The 20,988-nt window shown below is 45.2% G+C and carries 20 protein-coding genes and 1 tRNA gene; 10 read left to right on the forward strand and 11 right to left on the reverse strand.

Translation table 11 applies throughout. The features are described 5' to 3' along the window. Positions 1-272 precede the first annotated feature (272 nt). The 3 genes from dps (at position 273) to QZW47_RS29410 (ending at position 2,661) form a co-directional block, all read left to right on the forward strand. The gene (gene dps / locus QZW47_RS29400) at positions 273-821 is read left to right on the forward strand and encodes a DNA starvation/stationary phase protection protein Dps (protein ID WP_293135826.1); all 549 of its coding nucleotides are present in this window, start codon (positions 273-275) and stop codon (positions 819-821) included. A 94-nt stretch (positions 822-915) separates the two neighbouring features. Then, positions 916-1,620: a helix-turn-helix domain-containing protein gene (locus tag QZW47_RS29405; RefSeq protein WP_293135882.1), complete on the forward strand. Its 705-nt coding sequence runs from the start codon at positions 916-918 to the stop codon at positions 1,618-1,620. A 714-nt stretch (positions 1,621-2,334) separates the two neighbouring features. Then, positions 2,335-2,661, forward strand: coding sequence for an STAS domain-containing protein (locus tag QZW47_RS29410; RefSeq protein ID WP_293135829.1), 327 nt, complete (start codon positions 2,335-2,337; stop codon positions 2,659-2,661). A 56-nt stretch (positions 2,662-2,717) separates the two neighbouring features. On the opposite strand, the gene QZW47_RS29415 is transcribed toward QZW47_RS29410, so the two are convergent. Together QZW47_RS29415 and QZW47_RS29420 are read right to left on the reverse strand one after the other, a co-directional pair. Next, a complete protein-coding gene (locus tag QZW47_RS29415; RefSeq protein WP_293135832.1) occupies positions 2,718-3,854 on the reverse strand; it encodes a SpoIIE family protein phosphatase in 1,137 nt (378 codons plus the stop codon). Positions 3,855-5,116: 1,262 nt separating this feature from the next. After that, entirely contained in the window at positions 5,117-6,358 is a 1,242-nt protein-coding gene (locus QZW47_RS29420) for an aminotransferase class V-fold PLP-dependent enzyme (protein WP_293135835.1), read from the reverse strand. Positions 6,359-6,582: 224 nt separating this feature from the next. Here QZW47_RS29420 and QZW47_RS29425 point away from each other — a divergent pair, with 224 nt between their 5' ends. From QZW47_RS29425 to QZW47_RS29440, 4 genes are all read left to right on the forward strand, one after another. Beyond that, positions 6,583-8,361: a TM0106 family RecB-like putative nuclease gene (locus QZW47_RS29425; RefSeq protein WP_293135838.1), complete on the forward strand. Its 1,779-nt coding sequence runs from the start codon at positions 6,583-6,585 to the stop codon at positions 8,359-8,361. Between the two features lie 66 nt (positions 8,362-8,427). Beyond that, complete coding sequence (locus tag QZW47_RS29430) at positions 8,428-9,555, forward strand: esterase-like activity of phytase family protein (protein ID WP_293135841.1); 1,128 nt, start codon at positions 8,428-8,430, stop codon at positions 9,553-9,555. Positions 9,556-9,611: 56 nt separating this feature from the next. Further along, positions 9,612-9,685, forward strand: a tRNA-Asp gene (locus QZW47_RS29435). Between the two features lie 123 nt (positions 9,686-9,808). After that, on the forward strand, positions 9,809-10,882 hold the full coding sequence (locus tag QZW47_RS29440; protein WP_293135844.1) for a site-specific integrase: 1,074 nt from the start codon (positions 9,809-9,811) through the stop codon (positions 10,880-10,882). Here QZW47_RS29440 and QZW47_RS29445 read toward each other — a convergent pair. The 9 genes from QZW47_RS29445 to QZW47_RS29485 all read right to left on the reverse strand — a co-directional run bounded on the left by QZW47_RS29445 (position 10,867) and on the right by QZW47_RS29485 (position 17,986). Continuing rightward, the gene (locus QZW47_RS29445; protein ID WP_293135847.1) at positions 10,867-11,313 is read right to left on the reverse strand and encodes a hypothetical protein; all 447 of its coding nucleotides are present in this window, start codon (positions 11,311-11,313) and stop codon (positions 10,867-10,869) included. The two genes, QZW47_RS29440 and QZW47_RS29445, sit on opposite strands and share 16 nt — an antisense overlap. A gap of 194 nt (positions 11,314-11,507) precedes the next feature. Next, positions 11,508-11,789 carry a hypothetical protein gene (locus QZW47_RS29450; protein ID WP_293135850.1) on the reverse strand — a complete coding sequence of 94 codons (282 nt, stop codon included), beginning with the start codon at positions 11,787-11,789 and terminating at the stop codon, positions 11,508-11,510. A 66-nt stretch (positions 11,790-11,855) separates the two neighbouring features. Further along, complete coding sequence (locus QZW47_RS29455) at positions 11,856-12,194, reverse strand: hypothetical protein (protein WP_293135853.1); 339 nt, start codon at positions 12,192-12,194, stop codon at positions 11,856-11,858. Between the two features lie 16 nt (positions 12,195-12,210). Continuing rightward, complete coding sequence (locus QZW47_RS29460) at positions 12,211-12,531, reverse strand: hypothetical protein (protein WP_293135856.1); 321 nt, start codon at positions 12,529-12,531, stop codon at positions 12,211-12,213. Between the two features lie 440 nt (positions 12,532-12,971). Next, a complete protein-coding gene (locus QZW47_RS29465; protein ID WP_293135859.1) occupies positions 12,972-13,334 on the reverse strand; it encodes a hypothetical protein in 363 nt (120 codons plus the stop codon). Between the two features lie 28 nt (positions 13,335-13,362). Further along, positions 13,363-13,719: a hypothetical protein gene (locus tag QZW47_RS29470; protein ID WP_293135862.1), complete on the reverse strand. Its 357-nt coding sequence runs from the start codon at positions 13,717-13,719 to the stop codon at positions 13,363-13,365. 154 nt (positions 13,720-13,873) lie between these two features. Continuing rightward, positions 13,874-15,193, reverse strand: coding sequence for a hypothetical protein (locus tag QZW47_RS29475; RefSeq protein WP_293135864.1), 1,320 nt, complete (start codon positions 15,191-15,193; stop codon positions 13,874-13,876). Beyond that, positions 15,190-16,158: a hypothetical protein gene (locus QZW47_RS29480; RefSeq protein WP_293135867.1), complete on the reverse strand. Its 969-nt coding sequence runs from the start codon at positions 16,156-16,158 to the stop codon at positions 15,190-15,192. Before QZW47_RS29480 ends, QZW47_RS29475 begins: the two co-directional genes overlap by 4 nt. 1 nt (position 16,159) lies before the next feature. Beyond that, the gene (locus QZW47_RS29485; protein ID WP_293135870.1) at positions 16,160-17,986 is read right to left on the reverse strand and encodes a hypothetical protein; all 1,827 of its coding nucleotides are present in this window, start codon (positions 17,984-17,986) and stop codon (positions 16,160-16,162) included. 127 nt (positions 17,987-18,113) lie between these two features. Between QZW47_RS29485 and QZW47_RS29490 the strand changes: the two genes are divergently transcribed. The 3 genes from QZW47_RS29490 to QZW47_RS29500 are packed head-to-tail and all read left to right on the forward strand — an operon-like array spanning position 18,114 to position 20,122. Then, a complete protein-coding gene (locus QZW47_RS29490; RefSeq protein WP_293135873.1) occupies positions 18,114-18,383 on the forward strand; it encodes a hypothetical protein in 270 nt (89 codons plus the stop codon). Positions 18,384-18,428: 45 nt separating this feature from the next. After that, the gene (locus tag QZW47_RS29495) at positions 18,429-18,962 is read left to right on the forward strand and encodes a hypothetical protein (RefSeq protein WP_293135876.1); all 534 of its coding nucleotides are present in this window, start codon (positions 18,429-18,431) and stop codon (positions 18,960-18,962) included. A gap of 2 nt (positions 18,963-18,964) precedes the next feature. Further along, entirely contained in the window at positions 18,965-20,122 is a 1,158-nt protein-coding gene (locus tag QZW47_RS29500) for a tail fiber protein (protein WP_293135879.1), read from the forward strand. Positions 20,123-20,988 lie beyond the last annotated feature (866 nt).

A 20,988-nucleotide genomic window follows, 5' to 3' on the forward strand; every position in this document is an offset into this window, starting at 1 on the left:
TGTTCCGTTCTTTAACTTTGCTTCTCTTACTATCATGATCTGATTATATCATATTTATCTGGTATGATGTTAGATAAATAAAGCCGCCCTAGAACGACGGGGCTTTAGACCCAATTTATTGGTAAAGTACGCCGAGCTCCCCGTGCCGTGTTGCAGATGCACCTAGCCTGACTCTCTCAACAGCAATCGGCCACAGGCAAACATTCGATCGCCCAAACTTTTCTCAGATATTATTCGATCGACAATCACCACTACTAACAAGGTACAAATCTATGACTGCTAACAACCACAAACAACACCTGTACCCAACTCGCATCGATATGTCAGTGGCCACCCGCACTCAAGTAGTAGGGATGCTCAACGCCACGCTGGCAACGACTCTAGACTTAAAAACCCAAGTCAAGCAAGCTCACTGGAACGTTAAAGGCATGGACTTCTATCAGTTGCACTTGCTGTTTGATGAAATGGCCGGAGAACTTGAAGAATACATCGATTTGGTTGCCGAGCGAGTCACTGCTTTGGGCGGTTTGGCTGTCGGAACAGCCCGCACGGCAGCAGCAGATTCGATCTTGCCAGAATTTCCGTTCGATATTTTAGACGGCAAAGAATACGTGACTGCTTTGGCCGATCGCTACGCGCCCTACGCCCAACACCTGCGCTTCGCCATCGACAAAGCAGCGGAACTCGGCGACGCTGATACAGCCGACTTGTACACCGAAATCTCCCGGGCAATTGACAAGCGTTTGTGGTTCCTAGAAGCGCATTTGCAAGGCTCTGCGACAACTGCAACCGCCGTCGCCCAGAAAGTTGCCGTCAAATAGCCACAACTTTTGTGGGGTGGGCCGGAGAGCCCGCCACAGGCAAGATGCCTGTGCCACAACTTTTGTGGGGTGGGCCGGAGAGCCCGCCCCAAAGATGTATGTGTTTCAGGCTCCTGACAGTTTAGGATCGAGAATATGTCCATTTTTGAATTTGGATGACTTTTTCGTGGCAGCTCCTATTCCAGATTATGCTCCTCAACTGCAACGCCTGATGCAACAGGCAGGGATGTCGAGCGATCGAGAACTCAGTCAAAAAGCAGGAGTTCCCGAAATTCATCTCAGCCGCCTGCGTCGCGGCTTAGCTTTGAAAACCCGAGCCGACATCCTGCTCAAAATCAGTCAAGGTTTGAATATTTCCTTAACCCAACTGCTGGCAACTTTGGCGCCTGACTTTGTAGAGCCAGAAGAGGCAGTACCCACAGCCTTAGAACAAGAATATCAGCGGCTGCAAGCTTCGATCGAACAGCAGCGAGTATCTTTGATGCAAGAATTCCAACTCTCTAGCCTGCAAATTTTAGAATCTTGGATGTTGCAGTGGCCGACTGCTGCTTTGAAAGCTCAGGAAAATCACAACTTGCGAGCGCAGAAACTGCTGCCGTTACTGCGCCCCGTCGAGCAGTTATTGGAGCATTGGGGAGTAGAGTCGATCGCCCCAGTGGGAGCCGAGCTTCCTTACAACCCGCAACAGCACCAGCTCATCGAAGGCACAGCCGAGTCCGGACAACTTGTGAAAGTCCGCTACACAGGCTACAAACAAGGCGAAAAACTACTCTACCGCGCCAAAGTTAGCTTGGTTTAATGGTGGAATTGACGATCGAGCGTCGCGCATTTATCTTGAGAGTTGACCTGGGAAAGTTGATCTAGCAGTTATCAAAAAGATGAGGTATCGAGCAAGCCCTCAATCTCTCAATCCTTGCCCGAAGAGCGAAGTTGCTCCGGGCAAATCTAACGTCTAAAATCTCAAATCAAAACCTGTAGCTCCGGTTTTTGTTATGGTAATCGACTGCTTTTTCTCGAAGTTCGATCCGTCATGGTTGGACTACTTTTTTTGATAAAGCAGATTGCGGAGTTATTGGGTACATTCCAGAGTCCCTACCTTTGATCTGTAGCTCGCATACCTGACAAGTGCTGTATGTAGCAGTGCGATCGAGCGATCGACTATTGACGAATCCCCGAATCTTTACCCTGCGAGCGACTTGTCCTCCGAGTGCAGTCGAAGTAGCTCTCGCCGGAGCAAGCTAATCTAAAATCTAAAATCTAAAATCTACCCGAGCGCTCTCGTCCGTGCAGGACATCGCCACGATGTTAAACTCGAAAAACAGCACAGCCCGATTGACAAAAACTACCATAAATTCGAGTATCGTAAGATAGTTGACTGGAGTGCAAGGAGGCGAAGTGACAGCGCCCTGGAAAATTGGTCTGTGATAATTTCTTAAGAATCCCCGTCTTTTCAAGCGGGGAGTGTCAAACTAGCGTAGTCTGGCTAGCAATTACGATCTTCTCACCGCAAAATATGAGTCCTGTAGTTAAAATTATTCAACCCTCTGGCATTTTAGACGGCACCAAAGCAAGTCAATTTCGCCAAGAAATTAGCGACCTCGTGGAAGCGGGAGCCGATGTGGTATTGATAGACTTCCAAGATGTGACATTTATGGATAGTTCTGGTTTGGGCGCTTTGGTTTTGGCCCTCAAAACAGTCCGTGCCGCTGGGAGTCAATTAGTCGTCTGTTCTATCAACGAGCAAATCCGCATCTTATTTGAACTCACCAGCATGGATCGAGTTTTCGAGATATTTCCTACCCGGGATGCTTTTAATAGCAAAATTCTGTCAGCTAACTAAATCTTTTGGCTGCTGCCTTCTTGCTATTTAGTCGCAGATGTGCAGCAAGAGGTCAGCTAGCCAAAGTTTACCTTGAGTAAAGACCAATCATCATCAAAAACTGCTTTGGCGTTCAACGTTTGAATGTAGTTCAACACCATTTCTAGCTGGTCGGCGGTCCCACCGTTGTAAGCTGCTAGCAAATCGACGAAAGGGTCAAGCCCCCAGATATTGCCGTCAGGTTGGTGAATCTCGTATACCCCGTCGCTAAAGATGTAGAGAGTGCTTAAATCCTCGACATCGCAGCAATTATCGACATAGGGGGCGTCGGGGAACATCCCGACTGGCATTCCGGGGGTTTTTAATCGCTGGATTTTGGTAGTGGAAGCAGGCGACTGCGAAATCAACACGGCCGGCGGATGGCCGGCACTGGCATAAACGAGCTGGCGAGAAATGCGGTTGTAAACGCCATACCAGATGGTGAAATACTTGTCATTCTGGTAGCTCATCTGGAAGGTGGTGTTGAGGGCGCGCAAAACGTCGCTGGGTTTGTAGTAGTCAATGTTGGGCAAAGCGCGCGATCGCAGCAAATTGAGCACGGCCACCGAAGGCAGCGCCGCCCGCAAACCGTGACCGGCCACATCGAGCAAGTAAATCGCCAAATAATCGCTATCGAGCCAGTTGTAGTCAAAGCAATCTCCGCCCAACTGCCGGGAGGGAATGAATTTTGCTTCGATGCTGACAGGTTCCGTCATCGGATCTGGCAGCAGCGATTGCACGTACTCCGCCGCTTCAGCTAACTCTGCTTCTAAACTTTGCTTGGCAATTTTTAAATCTCGGCTGAGTTGGTGCAGGCGCAATCCGGCACGTACTCTCGCTTGCAATTCGTTGAGTTCGATCGGCTTGGAGATAAAATCGTCGGCACCTGCGTCGAGCCCTTTGACTCTATCGGCGATCGAACCCAAAGAAGTCAATAAAAAGAATTGCGTAGTTGACAGTTCGGGATCTGCCTTCACTCGACGGCAAACATCAATGCCGGTCAAACGCGGCATGATCCAATCGCAAATTATCAAGGCCGGACGCATTTTTTGCGCTTGGGCCACACCGTCTTCGCCATTACTTGCTACTGCCACTTCGTAACCCTGTTTTTTCAGGGTTCTTCTCAGCAGCTCTTGAACGGCAGTATCATCGTCAATAACCAGAATTTGAAACATGGGCACTCAGGTACTACAAGTCTTGAAATTTTTGACGTAATGACCAATTATCAATACTTTGAGTCAGTGTTAGTTATATATCTAGGAATTATCTAGCAAATTAGCCGTTTTGGATGTTCTCGGAGCCGACTGTGACTGACTTGCTTCCTTCAGTCTCCCTCACCTGTTACCTCAGTACAAGCAAACTCATCTAGCAATATTCTATAGCCCGGTTAAGGTGCCGATATTGACGATCGCCGTTTGGGCCGAAACAGAAAAACAGGAAAAGTAGCTTAAAATACCAAAAAACATCAACTAAACCCCACTTAGGATGATAGCAAGCGTTTGTCTCGATCGGGGTAGAGGTGAGATTTGACCCGATGCGGGTCAGCCACATCAACTGGAGTTCGATCGAGCTGTGGTTAAATAAGCTGGGCTGGTTGAATCAAATCCGGCTGGTACTCATAATAGATGCGATCGGGTGAGGTATTCTCGCTAACTATTGCCACAGATGTTCCACGGCTCTAAAGTCGGGACTATCAGCAGATCCGGGTTCGAGATTGACATCGAGCTGCTGGCTCAGTATCTTTAACAGACTGCGGTACACCCTCCCCGAGCGAGATGTCTTTTGATGTGAGCATTCTGCTCGAATCTGAGTCAGCACCCCGTTAATGCTAACTTAAATTTCATCTATAATACAGGCAATCAAACACTTTGTGCATTCATTCTAAATATTATCATAAAAATTTTTTTACTATTTAATTACGGTCGCAAGTTTACTGAAACAAATCAAGCCCCAAATAGAGCTTGACTTGTTCAAGGCGAATTATTGAATAAAAATGTAAAATTATTTACCTTTCTATTTGTCAAATCCATGCCAACGGTAAAATAAAAATTTATTTAACACAGATGACAACCTAAAATATAAAAAAATTGCTTGGATAAAATATTCGTATTTGCCTCGTCCCCGCTCGGCATTTTTATGTTATATAACCTTAACAATCGCGGAGGATGGGACGATCGAAGCCAAACATAGCTGTACACTTTTATTAACAACTTAGATTGATACAGCACATCGCAGATTTATTTGGTACATTCCAGAATTTTGTAGGGACAAGGTTGAGCCTTAGTCCCTACCTCTTCTGTGTGCCTCACATACCTTACAATTGCTGTAACCCAAGGTTATTTTAAATAACCTAACCTTCAATTAGTCATTTTTTGAGTAATTTAGGCGCTGAAAAAATGGGCTAACTATTGAAGGCATTACCTCCATGCACAACAAGCTATCTCCTTTTACTTAGAGTAAGAACACCCTCAACTAACTTATTGATTTCTGCCTCAGTTGTCAAATAGTGGACGCAAGCCCGCACGCAGTCAGGAGAGAGAATAGTCCTTACCATAATTCCCTGTTTTTCCAATAAATCAACTAGCTGCTTGTGGGGTATGCCATTTATCAATCGAAACGAAACTAAACCCGCTTCCGGCGGACATTTACGCAAACACTGCACATCTGGAATTTCCGACAAACGCTCCCAGAGATACTTGCTCAAACGACAAATTTCTGTATACCTTTGGTGAATTGTACCCCATTCGTGCTGGAGGGCGATCGCACTTCGCAAACCAGAATACAAAGGATAAGCAGAAGTCGCAATTTCGTAGCGTTGAGATCCAGCCTTCGGGCCAAGCACTTTAGCACTAGAATCGGTGACAATTCCCCGCCAACCGATAAACACCGGGCGCAAATCTGCCAAAGCCGCCGCACTCACATAAAGCCCGCCCAAACCTTCCGGGCCGCACCACCATTTGTGACCAGTAAAAGCATAAAAGTCAACCCCAGACTCAATCAAATTTAAAGGCAAAACCCCTACAGATTGCGCCGCATCAACTAATACTCTAACTTTGCGATTATGCACGGAGAAACCCTCTTCTCCTCCCTCTTGTCCCCCCCCTTGCCAAGGGGGGGTTAGGGGGGGTTCATAACCTTCATGACAGACTTTCACAATCTCAGCCAGAGGCAAAACTTGACCAGTATTCCACAAAATATGACTGATTACCAACAACCGAGTATTTGGTTGTAAACTATCAGCAATTACCTGAACCGGAGATCCTTCGTTCAAAGTTGCCGCCAACGGACAAACATCAACCTCAATGTTGAAACGGCGCTGTAGTTCCATTACACTAGCTACAATGCCCGGATGTTCGCAATCAGAAAGCAGCAGTCGATCGCCCGCTTGCCAGTCAATGCCCCACAGCGCAATATTGCAGCCGACGGTGACATCCTCAGTCAGGGCGATGGTTTCAGCAGGTACAGCTAACTCAGATGCGATCGCCCGTCGCGTTAGCATCGCCTCCTGCACCACCCAAGCCCCCACCTCCCCCGAAAACGGCCCCCCAAGCTGCACCCGCTTGTAAGCACCATAAATCGCCTCTAAAGCAGGTTCAGGCAGCGGCCCTTGTCCGCCGTAGTTAAAATAAGCTTTATTGGCCAAAGCTGGGAATTGTTGCCGGTGATTGTCCTTGTTCATCTTTTCTGGGGAATTATTGATAGCGTTAATATTGTATAAATGTCGATCGTCAAAAACCTCTCTAAAAAAGGTATCTTCTTCTTTCTTTTTACCTTGAGCGCAGTCGAAAGGCTTTCCTCCTTCTTCCTTTTTCCTTGTTTTTACCTTGAGCGAAGCCTTTCATGCCTTCTTCCTTCTTCCTTCTTCCTTCTTCCTTCTAATTATTCTATGCTTGCGAATACTAAATGTTAATAACTGACAAACTACTACTTTCCTATCAGCGATGCAATCTCAGAGCATTTTTAGACACCTGCGGAGACTGGAAACAACTAGACCCCCCCAGCGACTTTTTACTAAAACTGATGCGCGACAGTGGGACGTATCAGCAGCAGGTTTTGGAACACGAAACTTACCAACAACCATCATATCGTAGAGGGGATTGGGAAGCTGGGGCGGCTGCCACATTAAGTTTAATGCAGCAAGGAGTCGATCGCATTTACCGAGGAGTGTTGCTCCAGCGCGAATTCTGCCAAACTAACGGGGCACCAGCTTCTCTCCTAGGAATTGACAGTCAATATTTCCCAGAATTTGGCGAAATTCCCGAAACTCCCGTGCAGCTTTCATCCTCCACCCTGCACTCTTCAAACATTACCCTTGTCAGTCGCCCCCATTTATTAATCAAACAGCCGGGAGAATCCAAATTTGGTGATTGGAGTTATGCGACTGCGGATATTTGGCTTAGCAAGCGACCAAAACTAGACTATCAAATTATTGCAGCTTTTCACGCCCAAGTATTAGCTCATATGCAGGAAAAAATGCCTGATAATGCGTGGCTGATGCTGCGCAAAAAAGGGTTTTGGCAAGTTAATCTTGCTCAAAGAAATCCTCAGATGTTCGAGATTTTAAACGCTTGCATCCAGATGATCGAAAACCGGGATAAACCAGAAGTGTTTATTTCCCGCCAAAAGTGCAATCTTTGCGGTTGGCACACCATTTGTCACGCCGAAGCCGAATCAATTAAACATCTTTCGCTATTGCCGGGAGTTACTGCCGGCCGTTATGCTAGACTAAAAAGTCTCGAAATTACCGACGTAGAATCTCTCGCTAATGCTAGTTTTGCATTGCTTAGCGAGTATCCAGAATTTCCCGATACCGTTGCTTTTGATGTGGTGCGACAAGCTCAATCTCATTTGTTAAATCAACCGCTGTTGCGAGAAGAAGGAAGAAGGAAGAAGGAAGAAGGAAGAAGGGAAGAGGTAGAAACCAGAAGCGAAGATGAAGAAGAAGGAAGAAGGGAAGAGGTAGAAGTTAATCAAATTATCATACCAGAAGTTGCAAAAAATAATTTAGTAATAGTTAAAACTGAGGCTGTCAAGACTACAGAAAATAAATCTGCTTCGCCTTCCAAGCCTGGGCCAATTCTCCGCAGCAAGCCAATTCCTTATTGTCAATCTGTCTTTTTGCCGATCGCCCCAATCGAACTCTACTTTGACATTGAAGCGGAACCGGAGATGAATTTAGATTATATGCACGGAGTCTTAGTTGTGGACAGGTATAACAACACTGAAAAATTCCACGGTTTTCTGGCAGAATCCGCTGCGGAGGAAGGTGCAATTTGGGAGCAATTTTTAGAATTAATGTGGGCTTATCCCATTGCTCCTATTTTCCACTTTTGTGACTACGAAGTCAAGACTTTTAAGCGACTGGCTAAACTTTATCAAACTCCAGCATATTTGTGGAAACCCGTGCTGAAACGGTTTGTCGATATTCACAAACAAGTTACGCAGCGGGCGATTATGCCGGTGGAAAGTTACGCGCTCAAACCCATCGCCCGCTGGCTGGGTTTTGACTGGCGCGATGCTAAGGCTAATGGTGCTCAGTGTGTCTGCTGGTACGATGATTGGCTCAAAACGGGCGATCGCTCGCTCTTAGAGGCGATCGTCCGATACAATGAGGACGACTGTCGTGCTACTTATGTTGTTAAAGATTGGTTGACTAATTTTTTGTTAAGTCAGAAACAGTGATTTGATGATTGAACGAACCGCGAAGACGCAAAGGCCACGAAGGCACAAAGATAAGAAGATAGTAAAATGCGAAATTTAGGGAAAATACTTATATTTGTCGCCTGTATTCTGATAGCTGCAACTGCTGCTATTTTGGTAAATTTGTCAGCCCAATCTTTCGCTGTCACCCAGATAGATTTTATCGGTAGAGCAATATTTCCGACAGGTTCACCTTTTCAGGGTACGGAAATTGGCGGACTTTCGGGAATCACCTATGATGCCGAGAAACAAGTTTATTATGCCATTTCTGACGATCGCAGCAGCAAGGCTCCGGCACGTTTCTACTCTCTGAAAATTAACTTGCAATCTGGTAAGCTGGAAAAAGAGCAAATTGCTTTTACAGGTGTGACTACTTTATTGGATGAAAACGGCAAAAGTTTTCCAGAATTAAGTTTAGATCCAGAAGGGATAGCTTTTACAGGCAACAGCGTGTTTGTTTCTTCCGAGGGAGATGTCGATCGCCAAATCGCTCCCTTCATCAAAGAATTCTCCCTTGATGGTAAACTGCTGAAAACGCTACCAATTCCTGACCTATTTTTGCCCGACGACAAAGGCACCAAAGGCATCCGCAACAATCTCGCTTTTGAAAGTTTGACTCTAACGCCCGATCGCCAATACCTATTCACCGCCACCGAAAACGCTATGGTACAAGATGGCGCCGTACCTTCCCTAGAAAAGGGCAGCCCGTGCCGGATTCTACGCTACGATGCTGCCAGTGGCAATCCAGATGCTTCTTTTGCCTACATCACCGAACCGCTACCCGCTGGTGCCAATCCTGTGGGAAAATTAACTAGCAACGGTTTAGTGGATTTATTGGCGATCGACCACCAGCGCTTGCTGAGTTTAGAGCGCGCCTTCTCCCTGGAAACCGGCATTACTGTTAGACTATTTGAGATTTCTTTGGAAAAAGCCGATCGAATTCAAGGACTCGAAAGCCTCAAAAGCCGTATCAGCGAAGTTTCTCCCGCTCAAAAACGGCTGCTGCTAGATTTGGAAACCCTAAAAATTCCCCTAGATAACATTGAGGGGTTGACATTTGGCCCCGAATTAGCAGATGGTAGCAGAGGTCTGATTTTGGTAAGCGACAACAACTTCAGTCCGCTGCAAGAGACTCAAATTTTGGGCTTCCAAATAAAAGTTCAAAAAACCTCTTGACAAACGGTGCGGTTATCTGCATAATAGAAATTGTGCCTGAAACAAAGGCAAAACGAGGGACAGTAGTTCAATTGGTTAGAGCACCGCCCTGTCACGGCGGAAGTTGCGGGTTCGAGCCCCGTCTGTCCCGTTCATACCGCGCAAGTGTTTTACTTGTTCGTCGAGGATTTAGTTGGGATCTACTATTGTAGTTTCGCCCATTCTTCGGTCAATGCGAGATATTTCTCCTTCAAAGGATAAGAATTCGATTCGATTGCGTTTTACTGTCGAAAGTCGCCGTTTTTCTTTTCACCCTTTGCCTGGGGGTCGGTGGGACAGTAAGCGCGATCGGCAAATTGTTGGCGCGATCGCCTCAAAGATTCAAAATGACTTGGTAGCAGGAAGCTTTGATCCAACGTTAAAACGATATTGCCATAGCTTATCGTCTAGTCCAGTCGGTCAAGCTTCTCCCAGTCGGCAATTTTATTGGCTTGATATTTGGGATGGTTGGGTTGCCACGTTAAACCTGAAGGCCTCTACCAAAGCTGACCATTATCAGTGCGTGCGCCGAATGATTGAAAAAGCTGGCAATCCACGAATAGAAGATACCGACTGGTTTGATTTTGTGATTTTAGCTGCTTCGACTTTTAACCGGCGGTTATCTATGCTGCGTTCTGCCGCTACATGGGCCGTGACGAGTAGCAAGATTGCTGTCAACCCGCTGGTGAAATTCGATTCCAGAGAAGCGACTTTGGACGAAGAAGAGAAGGCGGAATCAAAAAAGAACCCGCTAAATGCCGACGAGTCGCAGCGGGTGATTTTATTTTTTCGGCAGTATCACCCGACTTACTCCTGTTTTGTAGAGTTTCTGTTATACACGGGGATTCGGACAGGAGAGGCTGTGGGTATTCGCTGGCAAGATATTGACCTTGAACAGCGCTTAATTTCCATAAGGCAAACTATCGGCCGCGAGCGCGGCGGTTATACAAAAATTAGAAAAAAGCCAAAAACTTTACAGTCTGCCCGATCGCTAAAAATGAGCGATCGCGTTTTTGAACTTTTAACAAAAATTGAATTTAGAAAGTCTGAAAAATCAGACTTAATTTTCACCTCTCCCCGTGGGTGCATTATTGACCACGGCAATTTTAGGAAAGTTTGGAAAGACTCCTTGGAAAACCTAGGAATTTCTTATCGAAAGCCTTACGCTACAAGGCACACTTTGCTGTCTCAAGCGTTGGAGGCTGGAATGACAATTCCCCAAGTTGCAGCAATTGCCGGTCACAAAGATGGCCGCATGATTCTCCAGCATTACGGGCGCGTTATTAATCAACCTCAGTTACCTGAGTAATTAACTGTTAATGGGAGTTCTTTAATTCCTAGTTTTGCGATTGCTTTCATGCGATCGCAAAATTTTTCCCATCCATCACGATTTCTTAGTACAATACAACCCGCAGAACCCGGCATATTTGCGTCGTAATGTATTCCTAATTCTGCGCGAACTCCTTTATCTGATACCACTGGGTCAGGAGTAATATGAAAAAAATCACCTTCAATGCCCCGAGTCTCAAGCCAGTAAGGACTTGTCGGGATTTCGTAATTGCCCGCAGGAATGGGCCCTTTCCCGCGTACCCATTCATCCCCTGGTTGTTGCCATTGAGTGCAGCCAGAAGTTGCCAGATATCTAATTATGCTTCCGTCGGGATAAGTTAAGGCAAGTGTCCCTTCAATAAGGGAATTGTCAGGTTTTAGTGCCATGTTGAAAAGTAAAAAATGAGTCATGTAAAATTACCTGTTAATAGGAGAAGGTGCTAATAGTCCACCGAGAAGGCCGAAAGAAGCTGCTCCCAAGGCAACTAACTGCTCTGGAATGGCTCCATTTTTAAGCGCTAATATTACGCTTCCAATAGCAAAAATTAGGGCGCTAAGACTAATAGAGCCAACTACAACGCGATACGAGAATTTATCCATTTAAATTAAAAACCTGTGCTTTCGTTTTCATAGTCGTGTTCAAGCTGCTCTGTAATTTTATCCGTACTATTACGAATTTGGTATCCATAGTGTGTGGTTAAATATTTCTCTACGTCGGCAATGCGACCGCTTAATACCGCCGTCATGTTTTTTGTCAGTTCAAGTCGCTTTTGACCTAAAGCTAACCGCCTAAGCAAATCTTTATTGATTTGCATTGACGTGTAATTTGAGAAAATAATACTTATTGACGCTACCATTACCGCAAGTAATTCTACATTTTTTTCCATTTTAAGCTGGCCTTTTGCTTGAATTAAACTTGCCCCGATTGACGGGGCTTGCGCTTCTCTAAGATTTTAAACTTTTGGCTCTGTCCAGCCACCAACCTTCTCAGCCTTAAGTTCAAAATCTTGCTCAAATTGAAGTGAATAAGAAATTTTTTGCGATTTGATTCCTACAGCCTTATCGGTTAGAGACCCCAATACAGGGGTTGAAACTAACTTGATTTCTCTCCTGTTTGTCGGGTTTGCATTGAATTTTACTTGAGCTTTTTGATATCCAACTATGCAGTTGTAAATAAATGATTCAGGATTTGTTACGTAGCCGTCATTTACAAATCGTCTCAATTCATTCGCTAACTCTTGATTGGGTAATTCCTGCAACCAATCTTCAAAAGATATAGGTGAAATTGTCATACTCGTTTTGTTTTGTTTAAATGATTACCGTTGAGGTTCTTGGTGTTACGCTTGTTGGTGCGTATCTTTGGACAAGGCTAACTGTGTAGCTAATTGGCACGGAAGATGGTAAACCCTCTGCTGTTAGAATAACCTGTCCGGAATTAGGCCCGCTAACCGAATTGAGGTAAGGCGGCGCAGTGGCTGCTTTGTTCCAGTTTGCCTCTGACTTGTTAAACGCCTGCAAAGCATCACTTAGGATTTGAATGGGACTGACTGCTGTACCTAATGCGCTAAAAGCTGCTCCTATTGTTGCATTCTCGAATTGTGCGCCCCATTGAGCATTAGAAAAAGTCATACTGTTACTCCGGTGAATTAATTAATGAATGCGTCTATAGACACGTTGAAAGGTTTGTCTAGGTTATGCCCTTCCCAATTAAGTCTGTGAAAAAATCTTCGGGATATTGCTAGCCTTCTAATAGTCCAAGGATTATTACTTAGTTGCGGTAATGGCAGTTTTTGAATTAATTGCGCTTCTGGTTTTACGTAAATCCGGAAACTTCCTTGGCTAAGCGTAAATCCTCCAGAATCATCGTGGTACAAGAGTCGGCATTGTAAAAATGACTTGTACCCAACCCATTCATTATTCCACCTTTCCCAATCCGTAGAGAATTTAAACCTAAACAGTTCTCTATTTGATGTGTCTTTTTGTAAAAGATTTTCAGAACTAGAAGAAGGTGGAAAGTTGAAGCACAAATCATCCCAAATGCCATAAGCATCTGTAAATGGCATACAGCATTAAGAAAAAATCTGTTTCCGAGGCCTTGACGCTGAAGTGACAGCTTTGCCACCAATTACAAGCCCTGATGGATCTGTTCGGCATTTCGCAATGAAAGCGTCTGCTTTGTCAGATGAACAATAGACGTTCACAGCTACCACTTGACTGGCAGTTTTCTGAATGTAAACGTTTACCGAAACTAGCCAACCTGCTTTCAATAACTCGCCAATAGTGTACAAAGGAGTTGTTTTTGTTTGAGCAGCAGGTACGGCTACAACTCCCGTTTCGGTTCCGATGGAAGTATAAAGAGTCTTAGAGGCTTTAAAAGCCCCTTCTCTTGTACCTCCAGGCTCTTTAACATTCCATATTTGACTTGCAGGCATTTCTTGACTCCTTGATTTTTACGAATTGTTAACGATATCTCAATCGTCTTATTGAGCCAACGTTAGTAATAGTTAAGTTGCCCCATTGTTTTCGAGCAAGGCCAGACATCGCTTTGGCAACTTCTTTTGTTGAGCAGTAAATCGATATACCTTTTGGAGGTTTAGTAGCAGTACCTTTTACTTGAATTCGTATTCTCGTAATGTCTCCAGTCTTAAGAGCATCTCCTACCTTAACTAGCTTAGCGTTTGCAGCAGCAGGGTCGGCGACTGCTGTAAATCCTAAATCGGCTAATAATGGCGTGTAATTTTTGCTTATTTTGAGCATAAGCGAGCCAGTGCCTTTAGCTACCGGACAGGTAACAAATATTGCATCTGCATCTTTCATTGGTGATAAGTTGTAATCTTTCTGTGTAAAGCCTAGCGAATTGTTTTTTGCCTGTCAAGCATTCTAACCCTTGTCCTGTCTATGTTTGACCGCACTCTAACGGCACTACGAAACTCGTAGAGTTTCGATACTTTGACAGCACTCGATTTAATAATTAAGCTTTATAGATCACTTTATCTTGTTCTACGAGTCTGATCGGTTTAGCTAATTTTGCCAAAATTAGTTCCGCCCATTTAAACCGAACTTCCCCTGTCAACCTTTCCTGCTTTTGTTCTACTTGGTCTCCAAGGACGGTAATAGGGCTTAATTGTTCGGGAAATCGACTAAATTCGTCATCCACCTCGTTTTTTGTGATTCTAGTACGATCTATGGGCTTGTTTACTACCTGGGTTAACTTTGTCAAAAGGTCTATCCCGTCTTTATGCGTTTTGCATAAGTACCATGTGCGCTTAAACCCATCTTCGGGCTTGTTGTAGGCGACAATCTTTTTGCCTTTTTCCCATATATAGCCGTTGTTGGTGCCAAATAAATTTTTGATATTTTCCGCGTATTTTTCGATATCTCTTTTGGTTAGCCTGTCCAAGAGTGAAGCTGGATCTTCGGACTTGCCGACAAGCCTTAATATAACCTCTCCCCTCAGTGGTGCATAAGGTTTTCCATTTGGTTTTTTCCGTATTTTGTCCTTATCTTGCTCAAAATACAGTCGAATTATTGGCAGCCCTTTGTTGGAGGATTCAAATGAAGGTACTTTGCTATTGCTTGCACTTTCGCCTCCTCCTTCATACTCGATCTGAATGATGTGGTGGATTAGTTGTAAATCGGTGCCTGAGAGAATGATTGAGCTACTTTCGGCACTCCGATCGCGCCAATACTCTATCACTCGGTATCCTAGGTCGGCCCGCTGCTGGGAATTCGTGAATTCTTTATACCGCGGACGGGACTTTGGATTTTTTATTCGTTCCCACTGTTTCTCGCCGGATACCAAAAAGTTAGAATCGGAGCGATTCTGATCGAAGTCGGGAAATCCATTCTCCCACCGCTCAAACCACTCTTCAAAATTGATGCGATCGCCTGTAACAAACCGTGTTGCTTGCACAATTTGCATCATCATTCGCAGTTCCGAGGGCGTGCCTGCAAGTCGGTAAAACTCGGATTTAAAATCCCTATTAGGGTAAAAGTCTATTATTCTCCAACCAAGAGCTTGCGCTGCTTGAGGTTGGTTTAATTCGTGAATTTTTGGGCGATCGCCAAACTTTTGTCCCCACGGCCTGTTTTCGCTGGCGCGGCCGGCTTCTGGTGAATAGCCGACATACATTCCGCCGACTAAATCTTCTGTGTCAGCCGGAAATTCATCTTCAAATCCGTTCATAAAAACGTCAAGTCCAAAGTTTCCGGCATCGCCACCGGATTCACCGGATTCTGAATTTAAGTATTGCCGAAGAACGTCAGCTCCAATTCCTTTCCAGTTTGTCATAAAGCGTAGCTAACTTGAATAGTTGATTCTGCACACATATCTTGCGCTGCTTCCAAGAATTCTTCGGTGAATTCTCGTATTCCTCCTTCCGGCAGCGTCTCTACCCATTCTTCCTGAGCGCTAGCAAAACTCCAAGCCTTACTTTCTTCTGCCCCCCAAGTTTCTATTTGATTTCCTAATGAAGGCCATATCGCTTTAAGGTTCACGCCTCTTGCGATTGCCTTGACTGCCTTTCGGGCATTCATGTATCCTTCTAGCGCTGCAATGTTCAATCCCACTCGGGCGCTGCTGGAAACAGCAGCTTTTAAATTTTCTACAGCCTCTTCCCATAGTTCGGAATTTTCGTCAAAACTGTTAATTCTCAACTCATCTAATTTGGCTATTAATTCTGGATTTGTTCTTATTAGGTTGGCTTGATTTGCGTAAGCAACTCTTCCCAGCGAAAATCCGCACAGAGTACCGACAAGACTTCCTAACGCTTCACCCCACACCGGGGCTAAAGATACTAATTGTTGTTTTTGTTGCTCGCGGATTTGTTTGTCCGTAATGTTCCAGTTAAAGTTCCAGAGCCTTTGAACTCCGCCAACAGCACCACGTATCAGCCCTCCCAACCCAATTAATCCAGGAAGATTTTTTGCCGCTTTCCACAGGGATTTGATTCCTCCGATCACGCGGCCGACTACTCCGCCTTTTATGATTACGGCGACTCCAACTAATCCCGCTAAGGCGCCACCCAATAAACCTGCGGAAGCTGACACGGGGTCTTCTTCTAGCCATTCTCCCAAGTTGACGCCAAATATATTAACTTTTTTCAGTTGTTTATTAATCCAGCTACTCCAGCTATTCCATAAATTACTGGCAGTTGTTGTTATGTTGTTCCAGAAGCCACCGACAGCTTCGACTATTTCTTGAAATCCTTCTCCTCGGTACCAAGATGTTGGTAATGCGGGTTGTGTTAAATCCATATTATTTTTTGCGTTTTTTTGTTCGGTTTCTTCCAATTGTAGCTGCTTTTGCTACGTTTGCACGAAGGAGTGCCATGTCTGTTTGCACTTTGAATTTTGCGCTTTCTAGCAGTTTATCAAAGTCCGCAGGGCTTGAGGTTAGCCGCTGGAAAAAGTCTGCCAAACCCCTAACCAAGTCTCGCATATCCGTTTTCTCCTTTTTGTCTCGACGACTTACTTTCACTTTTGCTGTAAAGTTTTTGTTTGTCGCTCTTGCCAGTTCTTCTATGTCCGCCTCATTCTTAGAATCTAATTTTTCCGAAGGCTCAAAGCCTTTTCCGGCTTTCCAATGCCCTGCGTATGGATCGCCTTCTAAGGCTAGCTCTATCCAGTCCTGGTCTTCCAGCATCCCGGAGTCTTCAAATAATGCTTTTGTCATTTCCGCTACCTGCACCATTTGAATTCTGTTGGCTAAATTTGTCCGAAAATCTCTAATAACGGTCTCTCGAATCATGTCTACGTCTCCAGAATTGTCAAGTTGAAATTTGAATAATTCTCTCACTAAGTGGGAAAGTGACATTGCTTGAAAAGAGAATTCTTGGTCTCCTTTCTTGTTTGGATCTACGTCTTTGAGAAAAACTTTTTCTCTGGGGTCGCCCATTATTGCGTTAAAGTATTGCATTTGCACTTCGTATGCGTGAATCATGTTGTGAATTTTTACTTCTCCTTTTTGCCCAGGCATTAGTAAGGATTTTGCAATCTTAGCGTCGTTAAGCTCTCCAGAGGGGAATAAGTATTCTAACCGTTTTAGCGATTGAAAGATGTATTCTAGTTTGTCGGATGCCGAGACTATATAAATGTCCCGACCTATTTCAAGTTCTCGTTTGTTTCCTAGTTTGTCTTTGAAAGGTTGATTGTTATCTTTCAAACTTTGCTCTGCATCTCTGTCGTATTCTGGGTTCTGAAGGTTTCCTGTTGGTCTCTTGAATGCCCGTGGGTCAGTTGCTACGTCTTCTTCTATTAGTTGCTCTAAAAAATACTGGAGCGCTTCGTAATAATTGGAGAATTTTATTTTTATCTTTTCGCTTGGATTTTTGGGGTCGATCGGAGTCTTGATTCGTTCTTTTTCTTCTCCAAAGAATCCCTTTGCTGGAATTGGAATTAATTGCCCTTGAGGCCCCAAGGGACGCCCCATTAATTTTAATATTTCTTGCGCGTACAAAGCGAGGATCTTGCAGCAATCAGCGTCCATTTTTTTAGTTGGTGGAAGATTGGGGACAGGAGTAGAGAAGGAAGGCAAGGGAAATGGGGACGGTGGGGGCGCTTCTGGAAAACATTTACTCCGGGTAGCAGGATCTACCGTGTAGTAATCAAGGTTTGTCCCAATACTATTTTCTTTGAAATCCTCATCCCATGCAAAGAGTGAAGATTTTACTTCGCTTGGGTAATAGATTTCGTTAACATACTCTGAATCCCAACTTGAAATCATTTCACCTGTTGGAATGTCAGTCTGCGGGTTTATTACTGGGCGTGGCTTAAAACATACACCTTCCGTTCCGGTTACATACGGGTTTTCGTAATCAGACTCAAAATGGTTGTGCAAGGTGACACACAAACTTCCGCAAGTTGTTGTTAACATACCTCCATCGATTTGTTGAGCTGATACCGCTCCAGGGGGTAATCCTGAGCCACCCGGTGGTTTAGGACTTTCTTTGGGATTTTTTGATTCACAAGTGTTACTCCCGTAAGTGTGAGAGAAAGGCCCAAGAGAGAAAGTTACGTATTGGTAACAACCAAAGCTGTCTGATGACCCGGTAGAGCGATCGCTAGAAGGCGTATCTACTCCCACGTCAACCGATGCGCTGATCGGGCCTTTCCCGATTTCGTACCCAAGAGATCCTCCACTAATCCCCCCGGTGCGCGGATCGATCGATATTCCCGCCCGTCCCGAAGTTCCTGGTAGGTAAGGATTAGGGATGGCGGCCCCGATACCCAAGTTTCCCTGTGGTGATTTAGCTATTTCAATCCCAATTCCCGATCGCGGAGTTCTTGGCTTTTCCAAGTCAAGCCCTTTGCCTAAGTCGATGCCTCCACTGGTGGGCGCTCGCCTCGAAATTCCCGATACTCCGCCAATATCGGTCTCAAATGAGGTGATATCGGTAATATCTTTAGGTTCCTCAAAATCTTCTTCTGGGTTTAGCGCAGAAGAAGTTCCCCAGCCAGCTTTTGCTCCCATAGTGGTCTAGGTGATGAGCTAGTATAAATAATATTATAGTTAACAGTGCTTCACTATGGCCTCATTTAATAACGGAACAGGTGGAACGTTATCTGGTATTACCAGTCTAGAAGATTGGTTTTTTGCCTGTACCAGCTATTTGCTGGCACAACAATCTACGGCAGTGAGAAATCCAAATAATATTCGGAATCTAGAAAGAAACATAAATACATCAGGGGCAACAAGCGGCTCATTGACCGTTCCTGGTACTTTTTCTGTGGGACTGAACGGGGCGATTTTGGTAGCAACCACCACATTTCTGACCGCTGTACCCTGGGTTGCGCCGACTGGCGGCGATTTAGCTTCAAACCCGCCAAATAATGAAGTCGCGGCGCTGATCGATGCTGCTAGAAGGATTAAGGTGTTGGAGTTAGATCCGACTAAAAATCCGACAAACGCGAATTATATCGACTTATCTTTTCGGATGGGAAGCACTTCTGGCGCTAGTACAAACGGAACCATCAGCCTAACTTGGAGCGGGTTTCCCCTCGATTTAACGGTCGCTGCCAATGGCGACTCCAACTATTCCGGTCGGCCCTACCTTTCTTAAATATGGAACCAGCACGATCGACTGGGAATTTTAGTCGGCGGATAACTTCGGCCGATGGAAATAGCATAATAGCTATCCTTGATTTGTTACAGGTAAACGCTAAATATCAAGTCTTCAAGCAATCACACTTAGTAGAGATACAGGCTTTGCTGGAAGACTTGAAAGTGACAGTAAATTTACCTAGCTTGGTGCCCCCGCCTTTTCCGAACATAAATGCTCTGATGTCTGAATCCGACAAGCAAGCGGAAATAATGAAGATTCGCGACCAAGGGCAAAAAATTAGCCTAGGGCTTTACATTGCCAAAGGAAACGGGCCTTGGCAGTATGAGTCTGAAGTTGTTTTGCAAAATTATGGGGGAGCGGAACATCATGTTCCGATCCTTACCCCATTCCTCTCGTCTAACGAAACTTTGCTGATGGGCGAGGATTTTAAATTGGGAGTGAAGGTCGAGCCAAAATGGCAGCAACCTTTAAAAGCTTCTGACTTTTTGCTGGTCAAAGGAACTTACAGGCAAATTGTCAGTTTCAGTGAATTACTTATTACAAATAAGCTTTCTGGAGCCGAAGACGAGATGAGGATTATCGGGGAAATTATTGCATACAGTAGTATTAATACGCCCAATAAATGGTTGCCGTGCGACGGGTCATCTAGACCGATCGCAGCTTATCCAGAATTGTATGAAGCTCTCGGCGCAACTTGGGGGCCGCTGACTAATGGTAACGCAAACTTCCAATTACCAGATTTGCGGGGGAGGACGCTGATTGGATCTGGTACGGGGGCGGGATTGGCTGCTAGGGCGATCGGGCAAAGTTTGGGGGCAGAATCTCATACCCTAACCGAAGCTCAAATCCCTAGTCACAACCACGCTCAAGCGGCGCACAACCACGCTCAAGACGCGCATAACCATTTGCAAAATCCTCATTCTCACCAGTACAACTGGTTCGCGGCCCCAAACGCTGTAAATGGGTTGTCCGTTGCTGCTGGAAATTTGAGTGCACAAGCTAATATTGCAACCTCTGTCGCGGCGACTGCAACTAATCAAGCGACAACGGCAACCAATCAATCGGCGACAGCAACTAACCAGGCTACTGGTGGAGGTGTGGCACACAACAATATGCAGCCATCGGCAGTGATTAACTATATTATTTTCGCCGGATAATCCTATGAAGTGATGCGCTAAAAAGTCTGACAAATCAGACTTTTTAGTCTATGATCGTTTTTGATTGTTATTGCCCCGGTTTTTTTGCTTGCTTCGCCCGCTTTCTTGAGAACACTCTCTCGACTCTTCAGAAAGAGCACATAAGAAATTATTATTGCCTAAAATTTTTGGCGAGCCTGCATCAGACAATAAGGATTTGTTATCTATCAGCCCTGAGATTTGCGCCCGTCTCCGCTTGCAAGAAATCAACCGATGGTTCAGCAGATAAACATTGCAGTGCGGTTTGAACCAGTCTGAATGAGCGAAAAATAATCCATCCTCGCGACACAGTTTTGCGGGCATCCCTCTTAATAACGGGAGCCGTTCCGCCAATTGTTTTTTCACGATCGGTGTCATCCCCGCGCGGTGATTCCGCACGGGGGTCGATTCCAGTCGGTGCCGATTTGAAAGGTGGCGGCTGACGGTGGAAGTTGATATCCCCCGGCGCTGACCAATACCTTCCTGTGACCCGCCATAGAATGCAAAATCAGACTCGCAATATAGGAAGCGATCGCCCTTCGCAAGTACCCGCGCCGGAATTCCGCAGGGGTGAAGTAGATCGCTCGGTCTAACAATGCGAGTGTGGAATGAAAATAAAGTGAAATTCGTTTTTAGCTATGCTCGTTTTTGTTGTTCCTTCTCCCGGTTTGTTTAGGGATTTGCGCGTGGTCTGGATCTTCCTCTTTCTTGAAAAAAAAGAAGATTCATAAGAGAAACTTATTGTCTAGAATTTCTGGCGAGCTGTTTTCAAGCAATAATCCACCCTTATCAATCGAGACCTGAATACGGTTCCTTCGCCGTCTGGCCGAGACCAATCGGTGATTTAG

The sequence above is a fragment of the Microcoleus sp. bin38.metabat.b11b12b14.051 genome (genome assembly GCF_013299165.1).
Taxonomy (GTDB): Bacteria; Cyanobacteriota; Cyanobacteriia; order Cyanobacteriales; family Microcoleaceae; genus Microcoleus.

Excerpts from the sequence above, each read along its gene's own strand:
- dps (WP_293135826.1), top strand. The coding sequence starts at position 273 with ATGACTGCTAACAACCACAAACAACACCTGTACCCAACTCGCATCGAT.
- QZW47_RS29405 (WP_293135882.1), top strand. The coding sequence starts at position 916 with ATGTATGTGTTTCAGGCTCCTGACAGTTTAGGATCGAGAATATGTCCA.
- QZW47_RS29410 (WP_293135829.1), top strand. The coding sequence starts at position 2,335 with ATGAGTCCTGTAGTTAAAATTATTCAACCCTCTGGCATTTTAGACGGC.
- QZW47_RS29415 (WP_293135832.1), bottom strand. The coding sequence starts at position 3,854 with ATGTTTCAAATTCTGGTTATTGACGATGATACTGCCGTTCAAGAGCTG.
- QZW47_RS29420 (WP_293135835.1), bottom strand. The coding sequence starts at position 6,358 with ATGAACAAGGACAATCACCGGCAACAATTCCCAGCTTTGGCCAATAAA.
- QZW47_RS29425 (WP_293135838.1), top strand. The coding sequence starts at position 6,583 with ATGTTAATAACTGACAAACTACTACTTTCCTATCAGCGATGCAATCTC.
- QZW47_RS29430 (WP_293135841.1), top strand. The coding sequence starts at position 8,428 with ATGCGAAATTTAGGGAAAATACTTATATTTGTCGCCTGTATTCTGATA.
- QZW47_RS29445 (WP_293135847.1), bottom strand. The coding sequence starts at position 11,313 with ATGACTCATTTTTTACTTTTCAACATGGCACTAAAACCTGACAATTCC.
- QZW47_RS29450 (WP_293135850.1), bottom strand. The coding sequence starts at position 11,789 with ATGGAAAAAAATGTAGAATTACTTGCGGTAATGGTAGCGTCAATAAGT.
- QZW47_RS29455 (WP_293135853.1), bottom strand. The coding sequence starts at position 12,194 with ATGACAATTTCACCTATATCTTTTGAAGATTGGTTGCAGGAATTACCC.
- QZW47_RS29460 (WP_293135856.1), bottom strand. The coding sequence starts at position 12,531 with ATGACTTTTTCTAATGCTCAATGGGGCGCACAATTCGAGAATGCAACA.
- QZW47_RS29465 (WP_293135859.1), bottom strand. The coding sequence starts at position 13,334 with ATGCCTGCAAGTCAAATATGGAATGTTAAAGAGCCTGGAGGTACAAGA.
- QZW47_RS29470 (WP_293135862.1), bottom strand. The coding sequence starts at position 13,719 with ATGAAAGATGCAGATGCAATATTTGTTACCTGTCCGGTAGCTAAAGGC.
- QZW47_RS29475 (WP_293135864.1), bottom strand. The coding sequence starts at position 15,193 with ATGACAAACTGGAAAGGAATTGGAGCTGACGTTCTTCGGCAATACTTA.
- QZW47_RS29480 (WP_293135867.1), bottom strand. The coding sequence starts at position 16,158 with ATGGATTTAACACAACCCGCATTACCAACATCTTGGTACCGAGGAGAA.
- QZW47_RS29490 (WP_293135873.1), top strand. The coding sequence starts at position 18,114 with ATGGCGGCCCCGATACCCAAGTTTCCCTGTGGTGATTTAGCTATTTCA.
- QZW47_RS29495 (WP_293135876.1), top strand. The coding sequence starts at position 18,429 with ATGGCCTCATTTAATAACGGAACAGGTGGAACGTTATCTGGTATTACC.
- QZW47_RS29500 (WP_293135879.1), top strand. The coding sequence starts at position 18,965 with ATGGAACCAGCACGATCGACTGGGAATTTTAGTCGGCGGATAACTTCG.